This window comes from Frankia sp. AgPm24 (assembly GCF_023243055.1).
Lineage (GTDB): Bacteria > Actinomycetota > Actinomycetes > Frankiales > Frankiaceae > Frankia > Frankia umida.
The window spans coordinates 273,409-296,366 of record NZ_JALKFW010000004.1 but is presented as its reverse complement, the minus strand read 5'-3'; the positions used below and the strand labels follow the sequence as shown (position 1 = coordinate 296,366).

General features: G+C 73.3%; 14 protein-coding genes. 5 read left to right on the top strand and 9 right to left on the bottom strand.

Annotated elements, in window-relative coordinates; all coding sequences use genetic code 11:
* The coding region (locus MXD61_RS03340; protein WP_248811378.1) for a helicase at positions 1 to 2,061 on the bottom strand (2,061 nt) is incomplete at its 3' end.
* Positions 2,062 to 2,135: 74 nt separating this feature from the next.
* Complete coding sequence (locus MXD61_RS03335) at positions 2,136 to 2,795, bottom strand: hypothetical protein (RefSeq protein WP_248811377.1); 660 nt, start codon at positions 2,793 to 2,795, stop codon at positions 2,136 to 2,138.
* A 183-nt stretch (positions 2,796 to 2,978) separates the two neighbouring features.
* Between MXD61_RS03335 and MXD61_RS03330 the strand changes: the two genes are divergently transcribed.
* On the top strand, positions 2,979 to 4,037 hold the full coding sequence (locus tag MXD61_RS03330) for a nitroreductase family protein (RefSeq protein ID WP_248811376.1): 1,059 nt from the start codon (positions 2,979 to 2,981) through the stop codon (positions 4,035 to 4,037).
* A 4-nt stretch (positions 4,038 to 4,041) separates the two neighbouring features.
* Here the strand turns inward: MXD61_RS03330 and MXD61_RS03325 are convergent, their stop codons facing one another.
* The gene (locus MXD61_RS03325) at positions 4,042 to 5,499 is read right to left on the bottom strand and encodes a hypothetical protein (RefSeq protein ID WP_248811375.1); all 1,458 of its coding nucleotides are present in this window, start codon (positions 5,497 to 5,499) and stop codon (positions 4,042 to 4,044) included.
* 311 nt (positions 5,500 to 5,810) lie between these two features.
* On the opposite strand from MXD61_RS03325, the gene MXD61_RS03320 reads away from it, so the two are divergent.
* Both MXD61_RS03320 and MXD61_RS03315 read left to right on the top strand, forming a co-directional pair.
* Positions 5,811 to 8,075, top strand: a complete 2,265-nt coding sequence (locus MXD61_RS03320; RefSeq protein WP_248811374.1) for a protein kinase — start codon at positions 5,811 to 5,813, stop codon at positions 8,073 to 8,075.
* Positions 8,076 to 8,243: 168 nt separating this feature from the next.
* Complete coding sequence (locus MXD61_RS03315) at positions 8,244 to 9,200, top strand: DUF559 domain-containing protein (RefSeq protein WP_248811373.1); 957 nt, start codon at positions 8,244 to 8,246, stop codon at positions 9,198 to 9,200.
* A gap of 390 nt (positions 9,201 to 9,590) precedes the next feature.
* Here the strand turns inward: MXD61_RS03315 and MXD61_RS03310 are convergent, their stop codons facing one another.
* The 5 genes from MXD61_RS03310 to MXD61_RS03290 all read right to left on the bottom strand — a co-directional run bounded on the left by MXD61_RS03310 (position 9,591) and on the right by MXD61_RS03290 (position 17,561).
* Positions 9,591 to 12,155, bottom strand: coding sequence for an FHA domain-containing protein (locus MXD61_RS03310; protein WP_248811372.1), 2,565 nt, complete (start codon positions 12,153 to 12,155; stop codon positions 9,591 to 9,593).
* 663 nt (positions 12,156 to 12,818) lie between these two features.
* Complete coding sequence (locus tag MXD61_RS03305; RefSeq protein WP_248811371.1) at positions 12,819 to 13,919, bottom strand: DUF2993 domain-containing protein; 1,101 nt, start codon at positions 13,917 to 13,919, stop codon at positions 12,819 to 12,821.
* A gap of 686 nt (positions 13,920 to 14,605) precedes the next feature.
* Positions 14,606 to 15,445: an SDR family oxidoreductase gene (locus MXD61_RS03300; RefSeq protein WP_248811370.1), complete on the bottom strand. Its 840-nt coding sequence runs from the start codon at positions 15,443 to 15,445 to the stop codon at positions 14,606 to 14,608.
* Between the two features lie 125 nt (positions 15,446 to 15,570).
* Positions 15,571 to 15,729, bottom strand: coding sequence for a hypothetical protein (locus MXD61_RS03295; protein ID WP_248811369.1), 159 nt, complete (start codon positions 15,727 to 15,729; stop codon positions 15,571 to 15,573).
* Positions 15,730 to 15,860: 131 nt separating this feature from the next.
* Entirely contained in the window at positions 15,861 to 17,561 is a 1,701-nt protein-coding gene (locus tag MXD61_RS03290) for an FAD-binding oxidoreductase (RefSeq protein WP_248811368.1), read from the bottom strand.
* 137 nt (positions 17,562 to 17,698) lie between these two features.
* On the opposite strand from MXD61_RS03290, the gene MXD61_RS03285 reads away from it, so the two are divergent.
* Entirely contained in the window at positions 17,699 to 18,508 is an 810-nt protein-coding gene (locus MXD61_RS03285) for a TetR/AcrR family transcriptional regulator (RefSeq protein WP_248811367.1), read from the top strand.
* On the top strand, positions 18,505 to 20,148 hold the full coding sequence (locus tag MXD61_RS03280; RefSeq protein WP_248811366.1) for a glycerol-3-phosphate dehydrogenase/oxidase: 1,644 nt from the start codon (positions 18,505 to 18,507) through the stop codon (positions 20,146 to 20,148). The genes MXD61_RS03285 and MXD61_RS03280 overlap by 4 nt, the downstream gene beginning before the upstream one ends.
* Here the strand turns inward: MXD61_RS03280 and MXD61_RS03275 are convergent.
* On the bottom strand, positions 20,065 to 22,935 hold the full coding sequence (locus MXD61_RS03275; protein WP_248811365.1) for an ATP-binding protein: 2,871 nt from the start codon (positions 22,933 to 22,935) through the stop codon (positions 20,065 to 20,067). The genes MXD61_RS03280 and MXD61_RS03275 overlap by 84 nt on opposite strands.
* Positions 22,936 to 22,958: the final 23 nt, after the last annotated feature.

The following is a 22,958-nucleotide window of genomic DNA, read 5'->3' as shown; positions in this document are numbered from 1 at the left end:
CGCGGGGGGGCGCCGCCCCCCCGGGCCCCCCGCCCCGGGGGCCCCCCGGGCGGGGCCGGGCGCCCCCCGCACCTCGGCGGCCACGTCCATGATCTCCTGGGGGGTGCGGTAGTTGACGGTGAGCCGCTCGATGGTGAACCGGTCGTCGACCACCGGGGCGAGCAGCCGCTCCCACCGGGTCGGCGCGCCCGGGCGGGCCGTCTGGGCGAGGTCGCCGACCAGGGTGGCGGTGCGCCCCGGGCAGCGGCGCCACAGCAGCCGCCACAGCATCGGTGAGATCTCCTGGGCCTCGTCCACGATCAGGTGGCCGAACGCCCAGCCACGGTCGAGGCTGGCATGCTCGGCGGCGCTGCGTCGGGTGCGTGGACCAGCCCAGCGGTCGGCCAGCGCGTCCGCGTCGATCTGGCCGTCCAGGCCCAGCATGTCGACGACGCCGCGGGCGTACTCACGCTCCTCGGCACGCTCCTGCTCGGCGCGGCGAGCCGCCTCCAGACCGGCTTCCTCGTCCGGATCGCCGAGCAGTTCCGCCGCCTCGTCGAGCAGCGCGACATCCGCCGGTGTCCACGCCCCGGTGGCCCCGCCGGCCGTGGCCGCGCCGCCCGGTATCCGTGGATGCGGGATCCGCCCGGAGGCCAGGTCCCGGGGCTGGGGCGTCGGCTGGGCGGGGGTGAGCAGGTTGGCCGGGGCGAACAGGTCATCGTCCGCGTCCGTGTGGGCCGAGGCCGGGCTGGGGGTCAGCAGGGCTCGTTCGGCGGGGGTGAGGTGGTTGCCGGCGGCGCGGGCCAGGACGGCGGGCTGGTGCAGCAGGTCACCGATGAGCTGCTGCGCGGTGAGCAGCGGCCACAGGGCGTCGAGGGCGGGCCGCACGACGTCGTCGGTCCACAGGTCACCGGTGATCTGGCGGCGTTCGTCCTGGTCGAGCAGGCCGCCGGGGACCTGCCGGACGACCTGGTTGGTGAGCTCGGTGAGCAGTTCGCGCAGGAACACCCGGCGGGCGCCGTTGTGCGGGCGGCGGCTGCGGCGCGCACGGGTACGGGCCCGGGCGACCCGGTCCTGGCTGACTCGCAGCGTCATCCCGTCGTAGGCGAGGTTCAGACCACCGGAGGGCACGCGCTGGCGGTCACGGATCGCGGCGGCGATCACGTCCGCCATCCGTGGGTCACCCTTGAGGGTGGCGACCTCGACCGGTTCGGTGCCGGTCGCCTCGACGCCGGGGAACAGCCGCGCCGGGGTCGCGAAGACCACGCCGGTCTCCCCGAGGGAGGGCAGCACCTGGTCGATGTAGCGCAGGAACACCGGGCTCGGCCCGACGATCAGCACCCCGGACTGGTCCAGTCGGGCCCGGTCGTTGTAGAGCAGGTAGGCGGCGCGGTGCAGCGCGACGGCTGTCTTGCCGGTGCCGGGGCCGCCGTCGACGACGAGGATGCCGTTCGCACGGGCGCGGATCACCCGGTCCTGCTCGGCCTGAAGGGTGGCGATGATGTCGTGCATCCGGCCGGTGCGCGGTGCGGACAGCGCCTCCAGCAGCACCGAGTCTCCGGACGACCCGGAGGTGCCGGAGGTGCCGGACGACTCGGCGGCGTCGGACGTGGCCGCGGGCGACGGGTCGGTGCCGAGGGCGCCGCTCAGCGGGTCGTCGGCGATGCCGGTGACCTCGCGGCCGCGGGTGCGCAGATGGCGGCGACGCAGCAGGCCGTGCGGATCGGCCAGCGTCGCCCGGTAGAAGGCGGTGGCCACCGGTGCCCGCCAGTCGACGAGCATCGGCTCCTGCTCGCTGTCGGACAGGCCGATCCGCCCGATGTAGGTGCGCTGACCGTCGGTGTGATCCATCGCGCCGAAGCACAGCCGGCCTTCGGCCGCGTCCAGGCGGGCCAGCCGGTCGGCGTGGGCGGCGGCGAAGACGTCGCGTTCGACCACCGACTGCGGGGTGCCGGTGCCGACCGCGAGCAGCACGCCGCGCAGCTGGTCCCGGGTGATCTGGCGAACCTCGTCAAGGCGGGTGTAGAGGCGGTCCAGGTACGCCTGCTCCCGGGCACGCTCCACGTCCTGCGTGGTCGCCACGATCGCTCCCCTCCGAGAAAGTCAACCGCTCCAGATTACGGATACCGCCGAACGTTCGGCGGAGACGGGGCTGGTCAGGACATCCCGGAGGTCGACTCACGCAGGTCCGTGAGGTCGTGTTCCTGCCGTACCCGCACCAGGGCGGCCACCAGACGAGGCAGATCGGTGCGTTCGACGAGGTCGGCCAGCCGGGTGGCACTCGTGGGCAGGCCAAGCTCGCGGGCGGTGCGGCACACCCGTTCGTCGATGTAGGGGATCAGCTCGTCCCAGCCGGCCTGGGCCTCCCGCAGGAAGATGTCGGCGCCGACCGGTCCGATACCCCTGATCCGCTGGAGCAGGGCCCGTTCGCGTTCCGGCGAGCCGTCGGCGGCCCGGCGCAGGCCACGGATGTCGCCGTCGTAGGTGTCGGACAGGTAGCGGCAGGCCTCTTCGAGCCGGTGGGAGATGCTTTCGTCGTAGCCGGCGTAGCCGTTGCCCCGAAGCACCTCGGTGCGCCGCGTCCCGGTCGCCTCCGCCATCGCCGCGGCGTCGGTCCAGCCGGCGTCCAGAAGTGCCCGGCAGGCCGCCACGGCGGACGGTGTCCGGATCGGCGCGCCCGCGAGCACCGCGAAGACGGTCAGGGCGAACATCCCCTCGGCGGTGTCCGCCGGCACGTCGGCGCCGATCTCCTCGGCGAACGTGCGCCCGTGCCGCTCGAGCAGTTCCGCGACCACCGCCTCGATGTCAGTTGCCATGCCATGGGGCTACCCGCGTGAGGTGACCGTGACTCCGCGCCGGCCCGTGCAGGTGCCAGGCGGCCCCCCGGCGGCAGCCGACCGTCCTTCCCAGCAGGTTCCGATCGGCGCATGTCGGGACGGCCACCTCTCCCGCACGCTGGAACAGGTAGTTGGGGCAGGTACCAGGCAGGGGAGGGTGACATGTCCACCGAAGCGGCGCAGTCCGTATCGTGCTCGCCGGAGCTGACCACCGGGCTGGCGCGGGAGGTGGTCGCGACGGCCGTCGCGGCGCCGTCCATCCACAACACCCAGCCCTGGCTGTGGTATCTCGATCCGGCTCTGCCCGGTGGGGCGCCGGCCGGGGCGGCGCTGACGCTGCGGGCCGACGTCGACCGTCAGCTCGGCGTCGTCGACCCGGACGGGCGTCAGCTGCTGCTCAGCTGCGGCGCGGCGCTCCACAACGCCACGCTCGCCCTGCGCATGCACGGCCTGGACCCGCGGATCACCCTCTTTCCGGACGGCGACGACCTGCGGACCCGGCCGCTGGCCCGGATCGCCCTGGCCGGGCGGCGCCCACCGGTCGACGCCGAGTGCGCGCTGGCCGCCGCGATCCCGCACCGGCACACCGACCGCCGACCGTTCGATCCGCGGCCGCTGACCCCCAGCACCGTCGACCGGCTGCGCGTCGCCGCCGAGGCGCAGGGCGCCTGGCTGACCGCGCCGACCGACCGGACCCTGCGACTCCAGGTCGCCGTCCTGCTGTCGCGGGCCGCCTGGATCGAGGCGCACGACACCGACTACCAGGCGGAACTGGCCCTCTGGAGTCGCACGGCGCCCGCACCGGACGGCATCCCGCGCAGCGTCGTCGTGCCCACCGAGGTTACCCGCCAGTCCGAGTTCCCACTGCGTGACCTGGACGTCGACCTCACCGCCGCGGCCGGCATCGCACCCGAACTCGCCGGTTCGATCGAACATCCCGACATCCTGCTCATCGGCACCGACGCGGACACACCCGTCGACCGGCTGCGCGCCGGTGAGGCGATGCAGCGTGTCCTGCTCACCGCCACCACGCTGGGCCTGGTCACCTCGCCGATGTCGCAGGCCATCGACATGGCCGGGCTACGGGAGAGGTTCCGCGCCGCCACCGGCGGCCTCGGCCACGTGCAGATGATCCTGCGTGTCGGCTACCCCCATCCCGACTCCCCGGCGACGCCCGCCACCGCGCGCCGCCGGGTCGAGGACGTCCTGCGCGTCCCCTGAACGCCTACGCGGCGGTGGTGTAGGCGACGCTGGCGAAGCTGTCGGCGGGCTGGCCGGCGGCGTTGACGCAGCGCACCGTGATCGTGGCCGTCCCACCTGGCGCGCCGGTGCTGGTACCGGTTCCAGCGCCGGTGCCGGTGCCGTCGGTGGCGGAGCAGCGGGCGGTGGGTTCGCCGTAGGGGGTGACCGCCACCAGGTCAGGGGTGCGCGCGACGCCGGGGAAACTCACCTCGTACCGTCCGATGGCCAGCCGACGGACCTGGTTGGTGGCGCCGGTGCTGTTCGCCGAGTACCAGCCCCAGGCGTTCACCGGCGCACCGATCGGAGCCTGCTGCGTCGGCCCGCCCCGCACGGAGACACCGGTGAAGGCGTGACCGAAGCTCGTCGCGTCCCGCGCCTGGGGGATCAGGGCGTGCCCGCTGGTGTAGAGCAGGACGAACGGGCTGTCCGTGCCGGTGGCGCCGCGGGCGCAGCCGACGAACACCGACTGCCGGTCCGCCCCGACCACCCGTCCGAGCGCGTTGCAGCCCACCGAGTCGTCACCGATCGCGTTGACCTGAAGGTTGTTCCCGTCCTTCGCGAACGCCGGGCCGATCAGGTCGATCGTGTAGTGCCCAGCCCCGACCCGGCGGACCTCGATCGTCCCCGGGCCGCTCACGCTGTACTCGTCCGCCGGCTTGGCCGTCGGTGCCGACGCGTCGTCCAGGCGCAGGTAGGCGTACGCCCCCGCGCCCGTCACCGGCTCGGCGGACGGGGACGTGGACGTCGTCGGCGTGGCAGTGGACGTCGCGGCGGTGGACGTCGCGGCCGGCGCGGTGGACGTCGCGGCCGGTGTGGCGGTGGATGGCTGCGGGACGTAGGTGAACATCGCGGTGAAGGCCGAGTCCGTGGCGGTTCCGGCGGCGTCGCGGCAGGTCAGGTCGACCTGCTCGGCCGTGCCCGCCGCATCCCAGCGGACCACGTGGCAGGACACGACAGGGGCGGTCGGTTCCGCGCTGGCGGCGCCCGTGCTGGCGGCCGCGTCCAGGGCGGTGACCAGCGGGATGCCGCGCCCGCCGCGGACGGCCAGGCCCGGGAAGGTCACCCGGTAGCTGCCGGTCGCCTGGTGGATGACGCTGACCTGCCCGTCCTGGGTGCCCTGGGTGCTCCGGGGGGTGCTCGAGCGCCAGCTGCCGGCACTCGCCGTCGCCGGGACAGTCGTGGCCACGCCGATCTTCGCGGCCGCGTCGGTGAAGCGCGCGAAGCCCCACGCCGGCGTGGTCCGCACCGCCGCCGGGGACCGGGACGTGCTGGCCACCGGGGTGGCGTCCGTCGGGCCGCTGCTGTCACCGCCGTCGCCACCGCAGGCCGCGGGGACGAACAGCATCGCCGCACCGGCCAGGGTGGCGATGCCGCGGCGCAGGCCGCGTCCCCTGCCGCGGACAGCGGTGCGGACTGTGGCGCGGGGTGCGGTCCCAACCATCGATCTGACTCCTGGGCCTTCGGTCGGCGGACATGATCTGAACCTGACGATGGCACAGGTTCCGGGAAGGGGACGCGCCGGGCGCCGGTCCATGCCTGTCTTTCCGATGACAGACCGTTTTGGCCTTTCGGGACGCCCCGCCGTATCGGTGACCAGCGAACCTCGCCTAAGATTTTCCTCAGGTGAACCGCCGGACGGCGGATCGGCAGATGAGCGATCAAAGGTCGGCACGGGACGCCGACGGGGTCACCACACGGCGTGATCTCGTACGGTCGGTAACCGAAGCGCGGCAGGTAGGGGAAACGGGAGCGATGGCATCATCGGATGCTGAGGTGGCGGCGCGCACCGTCCCCCTGGACGCGGACGACCCCCGCGAACTCGGGTCGTACCGGCTGCTCGGGCAGCTCGGCAAGGGCGGCATGGGCAAGGTGTACCTGGGCCGTTCGGCGAAGGGCCGACTTGTCGCGATCAAGGTGATCCGCAACGAGGCGGTCAGCAACCCCGAGTTCCGCGCCCGGTTCCGGCTCGAGGCCGAGACGGCGCGCCGCGTCGCCCGGGTCTGCACCGCCGAGGTCCTCGACGCCGACCCCGACGCCGAATGGCCCTACATCGTCACCGAGTTCATCGAGGGTGAGACGCTCTCGCGCTACGTGCAGCGCAACGGCCCGCTGGCGGACGCGAACCTCGAGCAGCTCGCCGTCGGCGTCGCCGCGGCGCTGACCGCCATCCACAGCGCCGGGATCATCCACCGCGACCTCAAGCCCGCCAACGTCATCCTCTCCCCCTTCGGCCCGCGCGTGATCGACTTCGGTATCGCCCGCACCGCCGACGCGGGCAGCGGCCTGACCGGTGACCTGCAGCAGCTCGGCACGCCCGCGTTCATGTCCCCCGAGCAGATCGAGAGCAGCCCGATCACCTCGGCGGTGGACGTCTGGGCCTGGGGCGGCCTGGTCGCCTACGCCGCCACCGGCCACTACCCGTTCGGCGAGGGTTCGGCGCAGGTGCTGCTCTACCGGGCGCTGCACGAGGACCCCCGCCTCGACGACGTGGACGCGGCCCTGCGTCCCATCGTCTGGCTCGCGATGCGCAAGGACCCCAACGGCCGCCCCAGCGCCCAGCAGCTCATGCTCCGCCTGCTCGGCGACCCCTCCAGCTCCAACCCGGACGCGGCCGCCGCCGTCAACCCCGAGGACGTCACCAACGTCCTACAGGGCTGGCAGCTGCCCGTCCCCGGTCCCGACAGCGCGACCGGCGCCGGGGCCACCGGCCCCACCTCCTACGCCGGCGCGCCGTACACGGGCGCCCCACACACCGGCGGGCAGCACACCAGCGCCGGCTACACCGCCGGCCCCGACGACGCCACCCGCCTGCCCACCTCCGGTTTCCGGCCGGGCGCCGGGCCCGCTGAGGGCACGGTCGGCGGGCAGACCCCCACCCGCCTCGGCGGCTCCGGCCCGGACGGGCCCGGTACCGCCCCGGGTGCACCCGGCACACCGCCTGGCCCGCACAGGCGCTCGAACCGGACTCCGCTGCTCATCGGCGGCGCCATCGTCGCTGTCGGCGCGATCCTCGCCGTCGTCCTGGCCATCGCCAGCGGCGGCAAGGACGACGACACCGCCACTCCCACCGCCACCGGCGGCGCCTCGGCCACGTCGACGGCCCCCGCGACCACCGCGCTGCCGGAATCCGCCCAGGCGCTGGGCAAGGATCAGATCGTCTACACGGCGAAGAAGAACGGCAGCTACAACCTGTTCACCGCGACGGTCCCCGCCGGCACTGGCGAGATCACGAACGAGAAGCAGATCACCTCCGACGCCGGCGACGAGATCCTTCCGGTGATCCGCCCGGAGCGCAAGACCATCGTCTACTTCGCCAAGGGCACGGACGGCCGCAACCAGTACATGGCCATCGCCGCCGACGGCACCGGCAAACCCTTCCCGCTGTTCACCACCGGCGAGGCCGCGAAGCTCAGGATCCCGGACGACACCCGCCCGTCGTTCTCTCCGGACGGCGGTTCCATCGTGACCCGCTCGCTGACAGACGGTACTGGCGCATCCCAGGCCGGCCTGTACGTCGTGCAGATCGATACGTCCAAGGTCTCCCGGATCGCCGGGGCCGCGCCGCGTGCCACCGATCCGGCCTGGTCCCCGAGCGGCGACAAGATCGCCTACTGGGCCAACACGGCGGATGGTGAGCGCGGCTTCATCGTCACCATCGGCACCGAAGCCGGCGCCAAGGCGAACCGGTTGACCGAGGGCCAGGGCAACGGGGACTCCGACCCGGCCTGGTCCCCGGACGGCGGGAAGATCGCGTTCACCCGTTCCGTCAACGGGAACCTGGAGATCTTCGAGATGGACTCCGGCGGCTCGCCGCCCGTGCAGGTCACCGACACTCCCGGCGACGACCAGGACCCGACGTTCGCCCCCGCGCCCGACGGTCGTCTGGTCTTCAGCGCGCAGCGACCAGGGGAGGACAAGCAGCTCCACGTCCTCGACCTGCAGAATCCCGCTGGCACCGACCACCGGATCACCCCCGGCAACACGCTGCCCGCCCACGTCCGCTGGAACGCCGGCTGACGGGTCCCCACCACGTGGCCAAACGACCGGGCGTCGCCCAGTCGCGGATCCCCGCCTCCTTTTCCGCGGCGGGTGCCGGAGCTCGGTGCTCGTCCACAGGGGTTGGGGCTGTCCACAGCTGCCCGGCGGGCGTTTCGCTGGACGGTCCTCGGGCTGCAGACTCGGAGGATGGATCAGGCCCTCGACCGGGTGATCACCTTCGCCCGGCGACAGGATGACGTCGTCACCCGTGCCCAGGCTCTCGCGCTCGGCCTGTCCCCCGACGCGATCAGGACACGGCGGCACCGCTACGGCTGGACATCACCCGTTCGTGGCGCGCTGCTGGTTCCACCGTTGCGTAACGATCTTCGCGCCCGGGCGCGGGCGGCGTCCGCCGTGCTCGGCGGCACGATCTGCGGCCTGACCGCCGCGCGGCTTCATGGCGTGCCCGGCCTTCCCGAGCGCCGGTCGGATGAGCCGGTCGACCTCGCGTTTCCGAACGCCGACCATGCTCGTCTGCGCGACGGCTACCGTCGGCACCGGTCGACCCACACCCCCGACGAGGTCGCGGACCTCTCCGGCCTGCCCACCAGTTCGTTACCGCGAACGCTTGAGGATCTTGCCTTCCTGCATGACCGGGAGCTGTTCCTCTCCGTTCTGGACGCGATGCTGCGCACCCACCGGATCACCGTCGCGGACCTCGCGGCGATGCGCCGCCGAGTGTCGGCTCGTCGTGGCGGCGGGCCGATGCGGCCCTGGTGGTCGCTGGTCGACGGGAAGGCCGAGTCGCCGCTGGAGACCCGCATCCGACTGCTGCTCTGCGACGCCGGCCTGCCACCGGAGGAAACCCAGTGGCGGGTGCGCGATCCGGCTACCGGCAGCATCGTCGCCCGTCTTGACTTCGCCTGGCCTACAGCGTTACTTGCCATCGAGGCGGACGGCGTCGGCCCGCACAGCGAGCCTCAGGCGCTCTTCCGCGACCGGCACCGTCAGAACCAGCTCGTCCGCCTGGGCTGGGAGGTTCTCCGCTTCACCTTCCTGGACGCGACCGCCCACGCCCGCCGCCTGACCGAGACCGTCCGCGCGGCCCTGCGCGACGCCGAGTCCCGCCGTGCCACCCACTCCCCGCGCGGCAGCCCGGGCTGACACTTTCCGTCCATCGCTCATATACCGTCCGCATCCCACCCGCATCCCACCCGGGCTTCGTGCCGCTCCCCCCGAGCCGGCGAAGATCACCAGGCGACGAAGACCACCGTCCGTCACAGCCGCCTGGGCAGCCCGGTCCGGCGAAAGCTACACGGGTCGCCGTGGGGGTATTCGTGTCCGATTTGCCCCCCACAGCGACCCGCGTAGCGGGATCTTGCCGCGCAGCCCACCGCGGGGAGTAGCGGGCGGGGCGGTGGGGACGCGCGGCCTACCTGGAAAGGGGACGCGAAAAGAAAAAGGAGCGCGCTGTGCGCGCCCCTTTTCTGTGGGAGAGGGAACGGAGCCGGGCGCTGTGCGTCCGGCACTGTGCTGACTGACTGGCGGGCGGGGTCAGCGCGGAGGGGCGCCGGCGACGGCGGTGGTGGCGGGGGCGCGTTTGACGGTTTTGGGGTCCATCCGGCGGATGAGGATGGAGGCGATGATGATGCAGATGATGCCGACGGCCATACCGGCGGCGATGTCGGTGGCGTAGGTGGAGACGGTGTGCTGCCAGGTGGGGTCGACGACGACCTTCGGGTTGATCTTTTTGGTGGGGTCGTCGGGGCGGTTGACGCCGGCGAGGCTGATCCGGTTGAGGTCACCGACGGCGGCCATCGAGGCGAAACCCCAGCGGGCGGGGGCGATGTAGGCGACCTGCTCGAGGCCGGCAGTGCCGTGAACAGGGACGATGCCACCAGAGAAGATCAGCTGGCCCATGGTGAGCAGGACCAGCAGGGGCATGGTCTTGTCGGCGTTGTCGACCATGGCGGAGATCAGCAGGCCGAGCATCGCCGAGGAGAGCGAGACGACGATCACCGCGATCAGCATGGCTATCAGCGAGTTGCCGAGGATCAGGCTTGACTGCGGTGTTCGCCCGGCGAGACCGATCAGGGTGAAGGGGATCGCCTGCGCCACGGTGATGAGGGTCAGGACGAGGACCTTCGAGCCGATATAGGCCGTCCGGGACAGGCCGATGGCTCTCTCTCGACGGTAGATCGCGCGTTCTTTCACGATCTCGCGGACCGAGTTCGCCATACCCATGAAACAGGCACAGAGAACCATGATCAGCAGGATGGTGGGGCCGTCCGAGTTCGGGGACAGCTGTTTGGCCTGGGTGGCGGAGAGCTCGAAGTTTCCGCCGATAGCTCGGGGAATGAGACCCAACAGGAACGGAAACGCGATGATGAGGCGCAGATAGGACTTGTCGGAGGCGACGACGGCCATGGTTCGTCGGCTGAGCGTCACCAGCTGCGACAGGACCGACTGCTGCCGGAGGGAGGGCAGTTCCTCCGGCGCGGGGCGCGCGGAGGGGGCGGTGATCGACGCCGGGACGTAGTACCGCGAGTTACGGAAACGGGCGGCCGACTCGACTCCGGGCATCGCCTCGAGCTGGAGGAAGACATCCGGGTAGTCGCGCTTGCCGAAGAAGGAGAGAGCGTCCTGCGGCGGGCCGAAGTAGGCCACGTAACCGCCGGGCGCGAGCACGAGGATGTAGTCGCACAGGTCGAGCTGGGCGACACTGTGGGTGACCACGATGACCGTCCGGCCGTCATCCGCGAGGTTACGCAGCGACTCCATGACGTTCTTGTCCATGCCCGGGTCGAGGCCGGAGGTGGGCTCGTCCAGGTAGAGCAGGGTGGGGCGGGTCAGCAGCTCGAGGGCCACCGACGTCCGCTTGCGCTGGCCACCGGACAGGCGCGCGACCTGGGTGTTGGCGTGCTGCTTGAGGCCGAGTTCGGCGAGTACCTCGTCGACGCGGTTACGGCGCTCGGTCTTGGTGACGTCCGGTGGGAAACGCAGCTCGGCGCCGAACTCGAGGGCCTTGCGCACGGTGAGTGAGGTGTGGAGCAGGTCCTCCTGCGGGACGTAGCCGATCCGGCGGCGCAGTTCGTCGTACTCGGAGTAGAGGTCCCGGCCGGCGTAGCGGACGGTGCCCTTGTCGGCGGGACGGAACCCGGTGAGCGCGTTGAGCAGCGTCGACTTGCCGGCGCCGGACGGGCCGACGACGCCGAGCAGGGCGCGGCCGGGCAGCTTGAACGTCATGTCGTGCATGAGCTGCTTCTGGCCGGCCCAGACGTTGAGCGCCTCGGCCTCGAAGCTGACGTCCCCGGAGTCGATGTACTCGACGAGCTGGTCACCCTCGAGCTGGAAGATGTGGTGACCGACGGCGATGACATCGCCCTGTTCGAGCGCGATCCGGTTGATCCGGCGACCGTTGACGAACACGCCGTTGGCCGAGTCGAGGTCGGCGATCTGCACACCGGAGCGTCCGATGTAGAGCTCGGCGTGGCGACGGGAGGCGAGCAGGTCGGTGATGACGACGTCGTTGTCCCGGGCGCGGCCGATGGACATCGTGCCCTGGCGCAGGCGGTAGGTGGTGCGCCGCTCGTGCTCCTGCTCGAGGCTGGTCAGGCCGCCGGAGCGCTCACCACGGCGACGGTCGTCGTAGTCGTCGTAGTCGCGCCCGCGCTGGGCCGGGCTGGTGGGGCCCTGGTGGGGGCGCCCCGGGCCGCGGGGGGCCGCTCGGGGCGGGGTGTACCCGGACGAGTTCGGCAGCATCGTCTGCATGTCGTAGCCGGGGTCGTAGGCCGGCTCGTCGAGCTGCCCACGGCCCTGCGGGAACTCGGGGTGCACGACGACCTCGGGGCCGGTCGGGGTGCCCAGGCGCAGCCGCAGCTCGTCGTCCACGGCCACGGCCTCGGGCATCCGCTGCCCGTCCAGCCAGGTGCCGTTGGAGCTGATGTCGCGGACCACCCAGCCGCCCGAGGTCTGCTCGAGCAGGAGGTGGCGGCGGGAGACCCGACTGTCGGCGATCACGTAGTCGGCGGTCCGGGCACGGCCGATGATGAACTGGGCGTCGGCGGGCACCGTGGCCGCGCCGGCCTCAGTGACGACTCTCAGGAAGGTCGTCTGCACGTGTATCCCCCTTCGCGACGGGACTCTGGCCGGGATGCCCCGCCGAACTCCACCTTGTCACCCGCGCGGGCGCCGTCACCCGCTCGGGCACCGTCATCCCCGTGGACGCTCTCACCCCCGTGGACCCTGTCACCCCCGTTGATGTCGCCACCCGATCGTGCGTCGCCGCCCGGGCGCCGGGCAGCGGTGGCATGCCAAACGATCACGCGCGCTCACCGATCATGCCGGATGTCCGATCGTAGCGCCGAGGGATGATCTTGATCCAACCCGGGTGACGTTGACGGCGCGTCGCTCGGCGGTGTGTCGCCGTCGCGCTTCGACCTGTGTACATCTCTCGGGTTCCTGCCGCCTCGTGGTCCTTCGGTGTTGCCGATGTCGATGCGGAGCTGCCCGCGAACGCCGGGTCGGCCCGCGGCAGGTCGCCCGCTCCCCCGGGGGCGGGCGAGGCGTTGCGACACGCGGCTCCCGTGCGGCACCCTATGAGAATGCCGGCCGGCCGGCGTGGGCGGTGACGGCTGTCGCCGAGCCGACCGGACCGTCACCGCAGCATCCGCCGCAGCCCGCACCACACCCACAGCCATCATCACAAACAGTAATGTGACATAGATCGCGCCCGTCCGGTGCGGATGGGGCGTGGAAACATCCGGGCGGTCACGGTGAGTGTCAGGCCGCCGGCAGGACGACATCCTTCGCGGTTGCCGTGAGCGACAGCCCGGTCCCGTTCGTCGAGGCGTCGACGATCGTCAGGTGGAAGGGCAGGCCGGAGACCGGGATCGGCACCGCGCCCAGCACCGATCTCAGCAGCTCACCCGGCACCGGGATGCTGAAGTTCAGGCCGTCGCCCTCCACCGTCAGCTGGGACGGGATCAGGCTGAGCTTGTTGTCGGTGACCTCGAACGTGGTCACGCCGCCGACCTGCTGCGAGCCGAAGCCCGGGATGGGCACGGTGCCGGTGACCTTGACCTGCTTGCCGCCGTCGACCGGGGTCACCTGCACCGGGGTCTTCTGGGTGGCCAGGTAGGCGTTCAGGTCGGCGTAGGTGATGCCGACCGTGGCCTTCACGTCGTCGACGGGAACCGTGCCGACGTTGTCGGTCAGGGCGTCGCCCAGCGGCACGTGCACACCCCTGAGGTGCGCCCGCACCGACGAGATCCTCGGACCCGGGGTGGGAATGCCGTCCAGGCCCACACCGATGTCGGTGAACTTGCCGAACAGCACCTGGGTGAGGAACGGGAACCCGCCGATGCTCACATCCGTGATGGTCGGCACCGGGTCGCCCGGCTTGAGGTTCTCGGCCAGACCCGCCTTCACCTGCGCCCGCATCTGCCCCTTGGCGATGACCACGCCGACCCGGTCACCGACCACGAACAGCACGACGAGGACGGCGAGCACGATCGCCAGGACACGCCGGCGACGGTGCGACCTGGCCGGCGGCGTCGGTGTGGCCGGCGCGCCACCCGGGCCGCCCGGGCCACTCGGGCCACCGGGTGCCACCGGACCGCCGGGGGCCGCCACGGCACCGTAGGGGCGCGGCGCGGCGTCCCGGCCGGTGGGGTCCGCGGTGCCGCGGGCAGGGCCGTACTCGCCGGTCTGAGCGGCGATGGCGGCCCCGCGGGCGGCCGCGATGGCATCGCCGCGGGCGGCGGCGTCGGCGGTGGGCCGGGTGAGCGGGGCGCCGGGTCCGCCGGCCCGCGGGCCGCGATCGGCGTGCGGCTGGTCGAGGTCCGGCACGATCGTCGGCCCCACCCCCCGACTGATGATCATCGTACCTTCGGCGGAGTCCGCGGCGGCGGACCGGTCGGGGCCCGGGGCGCCATCACGACGAGGGACCCGGGCCGTCCGGTCGGTCGACCCCGGCACCCCTGGGACGGCGTCCCCCGCCCCCCCGGGGCCGGAGCCGGAACCGGCGCCGGAACCGTACGAAGGTGGTACCCGAGGATCCGCTCCCCCGATCGGGCGCCCCGGTTGGAAGGATGCCGCGGGCGGCGGCGGACCGGCCGGGCGAAACGCCTCCGCGGGCGGCGGTGGCCCGACCGGCGCACCCCGGCGCGGCCGTCCCGCACCAGCACCGCCGGCACGCGGACCGCCGGCACCCGCAGCGCCGGCGCCCGGACCGTGCGGGTCACGCGGGTCGCCGAGCTGGGTGGCGTCCTCGTCCGCGGACGCCACATGGGTGACCTCCGACTCAGGCCAGTCACCATCGCCGTCGCGCCCGTCGCCACCGCGTCCGTCGTTCACCGCACCATCTCCCGCCGTACCCGTCGGACGCCGCCTGCCACCGGACCGCACTCGCGCCGCATCGTCCCGTCGCCGGATAGTCGCATGTTTCGCACGCCGTGCGGCGGTTCGGGTGCGATCGTCGCCGGGGCGGACCTGTCGGATCGGCGACGCCGCGTCCGGGCGTCCGGTCACCCGCCGGTCGCTTCGCCCTGACCTCGGCTCACACCAGCTCACACCTCCAGGGGGAGCTGTGCCACCGGGGTGTCCCTTCTGACCGGTGCGAGCCGGAAGATGTCGCCGCGCGGTGCCGCGTAGGCCTGCCAGAAGTGCTCGGCGACGTCGCGCGGCCGCAACGGACCGTCGGGGGCGATCCGACCGTCGAGCAGGACGGTACGCAGCCGCACACCCCGCGCCGCGAGCACCGGGCGCAGCGCCTCGGCCAGCGCCGTGAGCCCGGACTTCCCGACAGCGAGGGTGAACCGCCCGGCCACCGGCGCTGTCCGCGGGCTGGTGGAGGTCAGCACGATGGTGGCGCCCGGACGCTGCGTGAGCGGACCGACACCGGCCTGGATCGCGGCGAGCGCCCCGGTCACGTTGACCGCGAGGGTCTCCGTGAGCGTCGCCGGAGCCACGGTGAGCGCGGCCCCCCTGATGCTGATCTTGGCGTTGTACACCAGGGCTGTCAGCCCGCCGATCTCGGTGGCGACCCGTTCGATCGCCCTGGTCAGCCCCGCCGCGTCGGTCACGTCCGCCACCAGACCCGAGACGGTGAGTTCCTGCGCGGCCAGTTCGCCGCGGATCCGCCCCAACGTCTCCGCGGACCGGGTCACGACCCCGAGCGCGAAGCCCTCCTCGCCGAACCGGCGCAGCAGCTCGACCCCGAAACTGGCCCCCGGCCCGACCACGACGAGCCCACGGCTGGTCACCTCGTCCCCGTCCGGCGCCGGGACGGCCGGGACGGCAGCCTTGGCCGCCGCGTCGTTGGCCGCCCCGGCGTCGGCCCTGGCGTTGGCGTCGGTCGTGGCGCCCGCTTCGACCTGTGTCGTGGCGCGCGCCCGGGTGCTGCTCATACCCCTTATCCTCGCCGAGTCCACGGCCGGACATGTCGGGGATGGCCGGATCGGCGCGTCGTTCCCGCCCACGGTGGGGCCACCCGGCGGGATCGCGCTTCCCGGCTCGCCGAGGACCCCGCCGGTCAGCCGAGGGGGCGCCGACGTTCGCGTTCACGTTCGGCCTCGGCGGCGACCCGCAGCGGCGTACAACGGACGAACGCCCAGGCCAACGGGGGCAGGACGAGGAACGCCGGAATGGTCATGAGCAGCATCGCGACGATCACGGCACCGAGGGTCTGCATCTGATGGATGTACCCCGGCTCACACCCGACCCCACCACCGGACGTGACCGACCTGAGCCGCTCGGTCTCGATGGCCGCGGGGCATCCGGTCGAGCGGCGTCCGGCCGTGCGACATCCGGTCTGGGCAGCGGTCAGGGGACGAGGACGCCGGGGTTGAGGATGCCGGCGGGGTCGAGGGTGCGTTTCACCGAGCGCAGGACGTCGAGGCCCAGACCGCCGATCTCGGCGCCGAGCCAGGGCTGGTGTTCGGTACCGACGGCGTGATGGTGGGTGATCGTGCCGCCGGCGGCCACGATCGCCTCCCCGGCCGCGGCCTTGGCGGTCCGCCAGGTGGCGACCGGATCGTCGCCCTGGGCGCTCACGACGGTGAAGTACAGGGACGCACCCGTGGCGTACAGGTGGGACACATGGCACATGACCACCGGGGCCAGGCCCGCACTGCCAAGGGTGTCGCTCAGGGCCCGTCGCACGCCCGTGTAGAGCGCCGGCAGGGACGACCAGAAGCCGGCGGTCTCCAGGGTCTCGGCGAACACACCGAGGTCGAGCAGGGCGTCGCGCAGGTAGGGGGCACGGAAGCGGCCGCGCTCCCAGTCGAGTCCGGCGTCCGGGCCGAGGGCGGTCGCACCGCCGGCCCGCAGGATCTCCGCGACCCGCGCCGCCCGCTCGGCCACCGCCGCCCCGGAACCCTCGAACCCCGTGATCAGCCGACATCCGCCGGCACCGCCACCGGCACCGGCGGCGGCGTCGTCCGAGGTGTCGTTGTCGTCCGTGGCGGTCGGGCCGGCGAGGTTGGCGAGGGTCTCGGTCTCGTCGGCCAGGCGGCAGACGGTGGGACGCAGGTCGCGGGCAGCCAGGTCGCGCAGCAGGCGCGTCCCGGTGGCGAAGTCGGGTACCCGCCAGCCCTCGTGGACACGGTGGGCGGGCAGGGGGTGTACCCGCACGGTCACCCGGGTGATCACACCGAAGGCCCCCTCGGAGCCCAGGACCAGTGCCCGCAGGTCCGGGCCGGCGGCCGAGGCGGGCGCCCGGCCGAGCTCCCAGCCACCGGCGGGAGTGGCCACCCGCAGGCCGACGACCAGCTCGTCGAACCGGCCGTAGCCGCCGGAGGCCTGACCGCTGGACCGGGTCGCGGCGAAACCGCCGATCGTGGCGTACTCCCAGGACTGCGGCACATGACCGAGGGTGAGACCGTGCGGTGCGAGCAGCTCCTCGACGCGTGGGCCGCGCAGACCGGCGTCGAGTTCGACGGTGCCGGACTCCCGGTCGATGCGGCCGAGCCGGTCGAGTCGACGCAGGTCCAGCGCGATGACCGGACGCCCCTGTGCCGCCGGCGGGGCGAGCCCACCGACCACGGACGTCCCCCCGCCGTAGGGAACGACGACGATCCGCTCACGGGTCGCGACCCGTAGCAACTCCAGCACCTCGTCGTGGTCGGCGGGCAGCACCACCGCGTCGGGCGCGGCGCTGGCGTCCCCGGAGCGCAGCAGCAACAGGTCGGTGGTGGAACGCCCCCGACAGTGCCGCACGCGCACCTCGGCCTCGAGGCGGACGTGGCCCTCGCCGACGATCGCCACGAGCGCGCGGCGGGCCGTCGCCGACAGCCGGACGGGGGGCAGCCGCACATCGGCCAGCGCCACCGGCCGGGACGGGCGCACCGGGATGCCCAGCTGGGTCAGCACGTCGGCGACACCCGCCGGCAGCGGCTGGTGCGCGAAGGCCGGCCCCCAGCCCCACCAGACCGGCTCCGCGGACGTGGCACCGGCGGCCCGGTCGTGGCCGTGGGGACCCGCGGCCTCGCGAGCCGCATCCGAGCGGATCTCGGCGCTGGTCATCTTCACCTCGGTTCGGGGTCGTCCGACTCGGTAGACTGCGACCGTGACAGTGTGACAAAAGGTGTCACAGTGTCACAGCGCTCGATCTCACCATGACACATCCGACCGGCCGCAGCACGGCCACCGGGAGCACAGCGATGAGCATCGGCACAGACGCACCACACGTGAAGTCGCCGGGCACGGTCGGACCGGAAGGCACGGTCGGACCGGAAGGCACGGTCGGATCGGAAGGCACGGTCGGATCGGAAGGCACGGTGCGCGACGCCGCGGTGCTCGACGCGGCGAAGGCGTCACTGCTGGCCGTGGGCGTGCGGCGGACCACGCTGACCGAGGTCGCCCGGCGGGCCGGAACGAGCCGGATGACGCTCTACCGGCGCTGGCCCGACCTGCGCGCCCTCGTCGGGGAGGTGATGACCCGGGAGTGGGGCTCGATCGTCACCGCCGCGGCCCGTCCCGCCGAACGCGATCCGCGCGGCGGCGAGCTGGACGGCATCGTCGACGAGATCGTCGCGACCGTCGAGGCGTTCCGGGTGAACCCGGTCTACCGCCGCATCCTGGAGACGGACGCGGAGATGCTGCTGCCCTACCTGACCGAACGCCGTGGCGCCACCCAGCAGATGATCGTCGACCTGCTCGCCGGGCAGCTCGGCGCCGCGGCCCGCGCCGGCACGGTGCGCGCCGGCGATCCCGAGGCGCTGGCCGTGATGGTGCTGCTGGTCGTGCAGTCCTACGTGCTGTCCGCGGACGCGCTGGGTGGACGTGTCCCGACGAGGACGCGCGACGGTGAGCTGCGCCGACTCCTGCACACCTACCTCACCCCGGATCACGACACGACCGGCGACAGGGGGCTCGATCCGGAGCCCGACCCGGCCGGCGAGCCGGGCCCGGGCCGGCTGTTCGAGAACCGGCTGTTCGAGAACCGGTCGTCGGCGGGGCGGCTCGCGTGACGGGCGGCACCGCGGCGGGCGGGCTGGGCGGGACGTCCCTGAACGGGCGGCGCCGCGAACGTGAGCTCGCCGAACTGGCCGCGGGGCGGTCCGTCGACCTGCTGGTCGTGGGCGGTGGGGTGACGGGGGTGGGGGTCGCGCTCGACGCGGCCTCGCGCGGGTTGAGCGTCGCGCTGGCCGAGGCGCGTGATCTCGCGTTCGGGACCAGCCGGTGGAGCTCGAAGCTCGTCCACGGCGGCCTGCGCTACCTCGCCCATGGTGATCTTCCGGTGGCGTGGGAGAGCGCGGTGGAGCGGGACGTCCTGCTGCGGCACACCGCGCCGCATCTCGTCCGGGCGCTGCCCATCGTCACCCCGCTGACCGGCGATCTGTCCAGGCCGGGGGCGACGCTGGTGCGGGCCGGGCTCGGTGTCGGTGATGTGCTGCGGCGTGCGGCCGGCACGCCCCGGCAGATGCTGCCCGGTTCGCGCCGGCTCACGGCGGTGGAGACGCTGGGATTCGCCCCGGCGCTGCGGCGCACGGGGCTGCGCGGCGGGCTGGTGTACTGGGACGGTCAGCTCGTCGACGACGCCCGACTGGTCGTCGCCCTGGCCCGCACCGCGGCCGGTTTCGGCGCCCGCGTCCTGACCAGGCTGCGCGTCCAGCAGATCGAACCCGGCCGCGGGTCGGGTTCGGGCGGCGGCGCGGCGGGGTTCCTGGTGACGGCGTCGGACGAGCTGGGCGGCGGTCCGGTCACGCTACGGGCCCGCGCGGTCGTCAACGCGACCGGGGTGTGGGCACCGACGCTCGCCCCGGGTATCCGGCTGCGGCCCAGCCGCGGCACGCATCTGGTGGTGCGCGCGGGGGTGCTCGCCGGCGGGCGGGCGGCGCTGTCCGTGCCGATTCCGGGTGAGTTCGGGCGGTTCGCCCTGGTGCTGCCGCAGGATGACGGGCGGGTCTACATCGGGCTCACCGACGTCCCGGTCGAGTCGATCACCGACGTGCCCGAACCCGGCGAGGAGGAGATCACCGAGCTGCTCGGGGTCGTCTCCCGGGTGTTCGCCGCCCCGCTGGACCGGGCTGACCTGCTCGGCGCGTTCGCCGGTCTGCGCCCGCTGCTGGACGGGCCGCCGGCTGGCCATCCCCGCGACGCCGGGCGCGGGTCCCGCGTGTCCCGTGGTGCCCGCACGGCGGATCTGTCACGGCGCCATCTGGTGCACATCGACGCGGGCGGCCTGGTCACCGTCGTCGGCGGGAAGCTCACCACCTATCGGCGGATGGCCGCCGACGCGGTGGACGCGGCGATCACCGCGTCCGGGCTGACCGCCGGGCCGTGTCGGACCACGCGGCTCGGGCTCGTCGGCTCGGCACCGCGCGAGCGGCTTGCCGGGATCGCCGCGCCGGCCCGGCTCGTCGAGCGCTACGGCACCGAGGCGCCCCGGGTGCTGGCGCTGGCCGCCGACGCGCCCGAACTGCTCGAACCGGTGGGTGAGGCGACCTCCGTCACCGGCGCGGAGTGGCTGTTCGCGATCCGCCACGAAGGGGCGCTCACCGCGGCCGACCTGGTCGACCGTCGTTCACGCATCGGTCTGGTCCCGGCGGAACGTCGCGCGGCGCTCGCCGCCGCCACCCGGTTGTTCGACCATGCCACGTCCCGCTGACTCCAGCAGACCACGTCCCACCGGGGCGGACTCGTCGCCGGCCCGCACCGCACCGCGCAGGCCCGCCATCGTGGACGGAACAACCGGCGTGCCTGCGTCCACCCCCAGCGGGAGGAGGTCGGGGGCGTCGAAGGGGCGCGGCTGCGGGCCCGTCCCGTCGGCGGACCAGCGCAGTTCGACGCAGACGACCCCCTCGGCCATGGACGCCGTCGAACGCACCAGACCGGCGCCGGCGGGACCGAACTCGCCGAACCGGCCGAAGTCACCCAGGGTCGGGCCGCGGCCGTTCCCCGAGGTGGATGCCGTTGCCGCCCGCACCGGGTAGGACAGGTAGATCTCGGCCCGGTCCGCATCGAGGTAGGCGGTGAGCAGCACCGTCTCCCGTCCGATGGAGGACAGCACCGCCGAGACGCGGGCCAGCAGTTCCGCGCCGACCGCCGGGGGGATCGCGGTGAACCGGCCGTCGTTCTGCACGGTGACGGCGACCCCCCGCGCCTCGGCCGCCTCGATCGGACCAGCGAGGTCGGCCAGGACCTCCGGGCCGGCGCCGGTCAGCTCCCGGCGCAGCGCCCGGGCCTGCGCGGTGCACCGCGCGCGGGTGTCGGGGGAGTTCGGATCCAGCCGGTCGGCGGCGATGTCGCGCAGCAGGGGCAGGAAACGGGCGTCGAGCTGGGCGAGGCGGGCCTCCCGGTCCTGGCGCAGCGCGATGTCGAGGATCCGCTGGTCGGTGACGCCGGCGGCCAGCCGCTCGGAGCGCGCCCGTTCCTGCGCGCTGGCCCGCAGCACCGGTCCGAACATCGTGACCAGCACCTGCATCATGATCAGGCCGTAGACGGCCCCGGCGAGGCGGGCCAGCACCAGGTGATCGTGGCGACCGCCCAACGCCAGCACGAGCATGGTCATCGCCAGCGCCGCGAGCCCCGCGGCGGCGTACCGCTCCCGGCGACGGCGCGACAGGACGGCGAACGCCAGCCACAGTGGGTTGACCATGGTCGTGGCCCAGCACACGATCACCTCATCGGGCCGTTCCACGGTGTTGAACGCCCCACCCACCGCGGAGGCGATGGCGAGCAGCACCGCGCCACGGGCCTCGGCCGGCCGCAACGGCCGACGTTTGCTGATCCACGCCGTCGCCCCGATCGCGAGGAACGTCGCCAGCCAGATGACCATCGACAACGGCACGGACCGGGCCTGATCCCGGTGGATGATCACCGGGATCAGCGAGGCCAGCCAGCCCACCACCACCGCGACCGCGAAGCCGCGCCGGGCCGTCGTGCTCAGCTCCTCCTCGATCCGGTCCACGGCCGCCGCCGCCGACTCGGCCGCGGGCGTCGCGCCCGCACCCCCCGAAGACGGCCCGGCGACCTGGAGCGGCGCGCCGTCGAGAGGCAGTGCGCCGTCGGCGGGCAGCGCGGCGGTGGACGCGGGTTCGGCCCACCCTGACATGTGGACGGGCACCCGCGGCGGTCCGTCCCAGGCCAGGGTGATCTCGGTGCCCTGGCCCGGTGCCGACGTGATGCGGGCGTCCCCGCTGACCGCACGCATCCGGGCCGACACGGAGCTGCGCAGGCCCAGGCGGACGCTGTTCGCCGCGACCTCGTCCGGTTGGAAACCCCGCCCACGGTCGACGATGCTCACCCGCAGCCGGCCCGGTTCGAGCAGCGTGACGACCCGGGCCTCGTCGGTCCCGGCGTGGAAGCGCACGTTGCGCAGCGCCTCCCCCGCGGCCAGGACCACGGCCGTCGCCACCTCGTCGGGCACCCAGCCCACGCCGGTCCCGTCCGCGGTGGCATCGATCGTCATGTCGTGGGAGACATGGTCAACGGTGATCTTCAGGCCGGCGGCGCTGGCCTGGGTCACCGTCCGGGCGAGGCGCTCGAGCAGACCGGGGCCGGACCGGCGGGCGCCGACGGCCCGCGGCCCGAGGTGTTCCTCCACCTCGCGCACACTCTGCGCGCACTGCTCGCGCAGGAGCCCCGCGGGCATGTCCTCGGCCATGCCGATGCCGGTCAACGTGTTGAGGATCGTGTCGTGCAGCAGGCGTTCGCTCTCCTGCGCCGCCCGTTCGCGCGCCTCGGCGACCAGCATCCGTCGACGGCGCGCCGTGGACTTCTGCTGGCGCAGATCGGCGTCGTCGGCGACCCGGAGCAGCCGCACGAGCGCGTAACGCAGCAAGGTCGCGACGACGATCAGGATCAGCGTCGCCGCGAAGACCTGCGGCCGCTGCCCCACTCCCGTGACGAGATGGACGACGCCCAGCAGCGCCACGGCACCCAGCAGGGCCCGCCAGGTCAGCGAGAAGGCCGCGGTGACCGCCGCGGTGAGGGCGGCGACGAACACCAGCGAGGACGGATCACCGCGCACCGGATCCGGCACGATCCAGGGGGCCAGGGCGACACCCACCGTCGCCATCAGCACGTCCAGCCTGGCGAGCACCGGTGGGATGCGGACCGACTCCCCGGGGTCCTCCCGCTCACCGTCGAGGCCCGGCACCGCGCCGGCCGCGGGATCGGTGTGCCGGTCGGCGGCGGACGCGGGATCGGTGTGCCGGTCGGCGGCGGGCTGGTCGTCCGGGCGGGCGTCGGCGAGCTGGCGGCGCAGCAGAATGAGGACCAGCACGCTCCACGCGAACATCCCGGCCGCCCCGGCGACCGCGACCGGATGGTCACGGTACCGGTCGAACCAGACCGCGACGGACGACACCAGAAATGCCAGGTGCACCATCCGTAGCTGGATGGCGCACCGGACCATCACCCTTGCCAGTGCCTGCACGGAACGTCCGTTCATATCGCATAAGTGTGGACGATCTG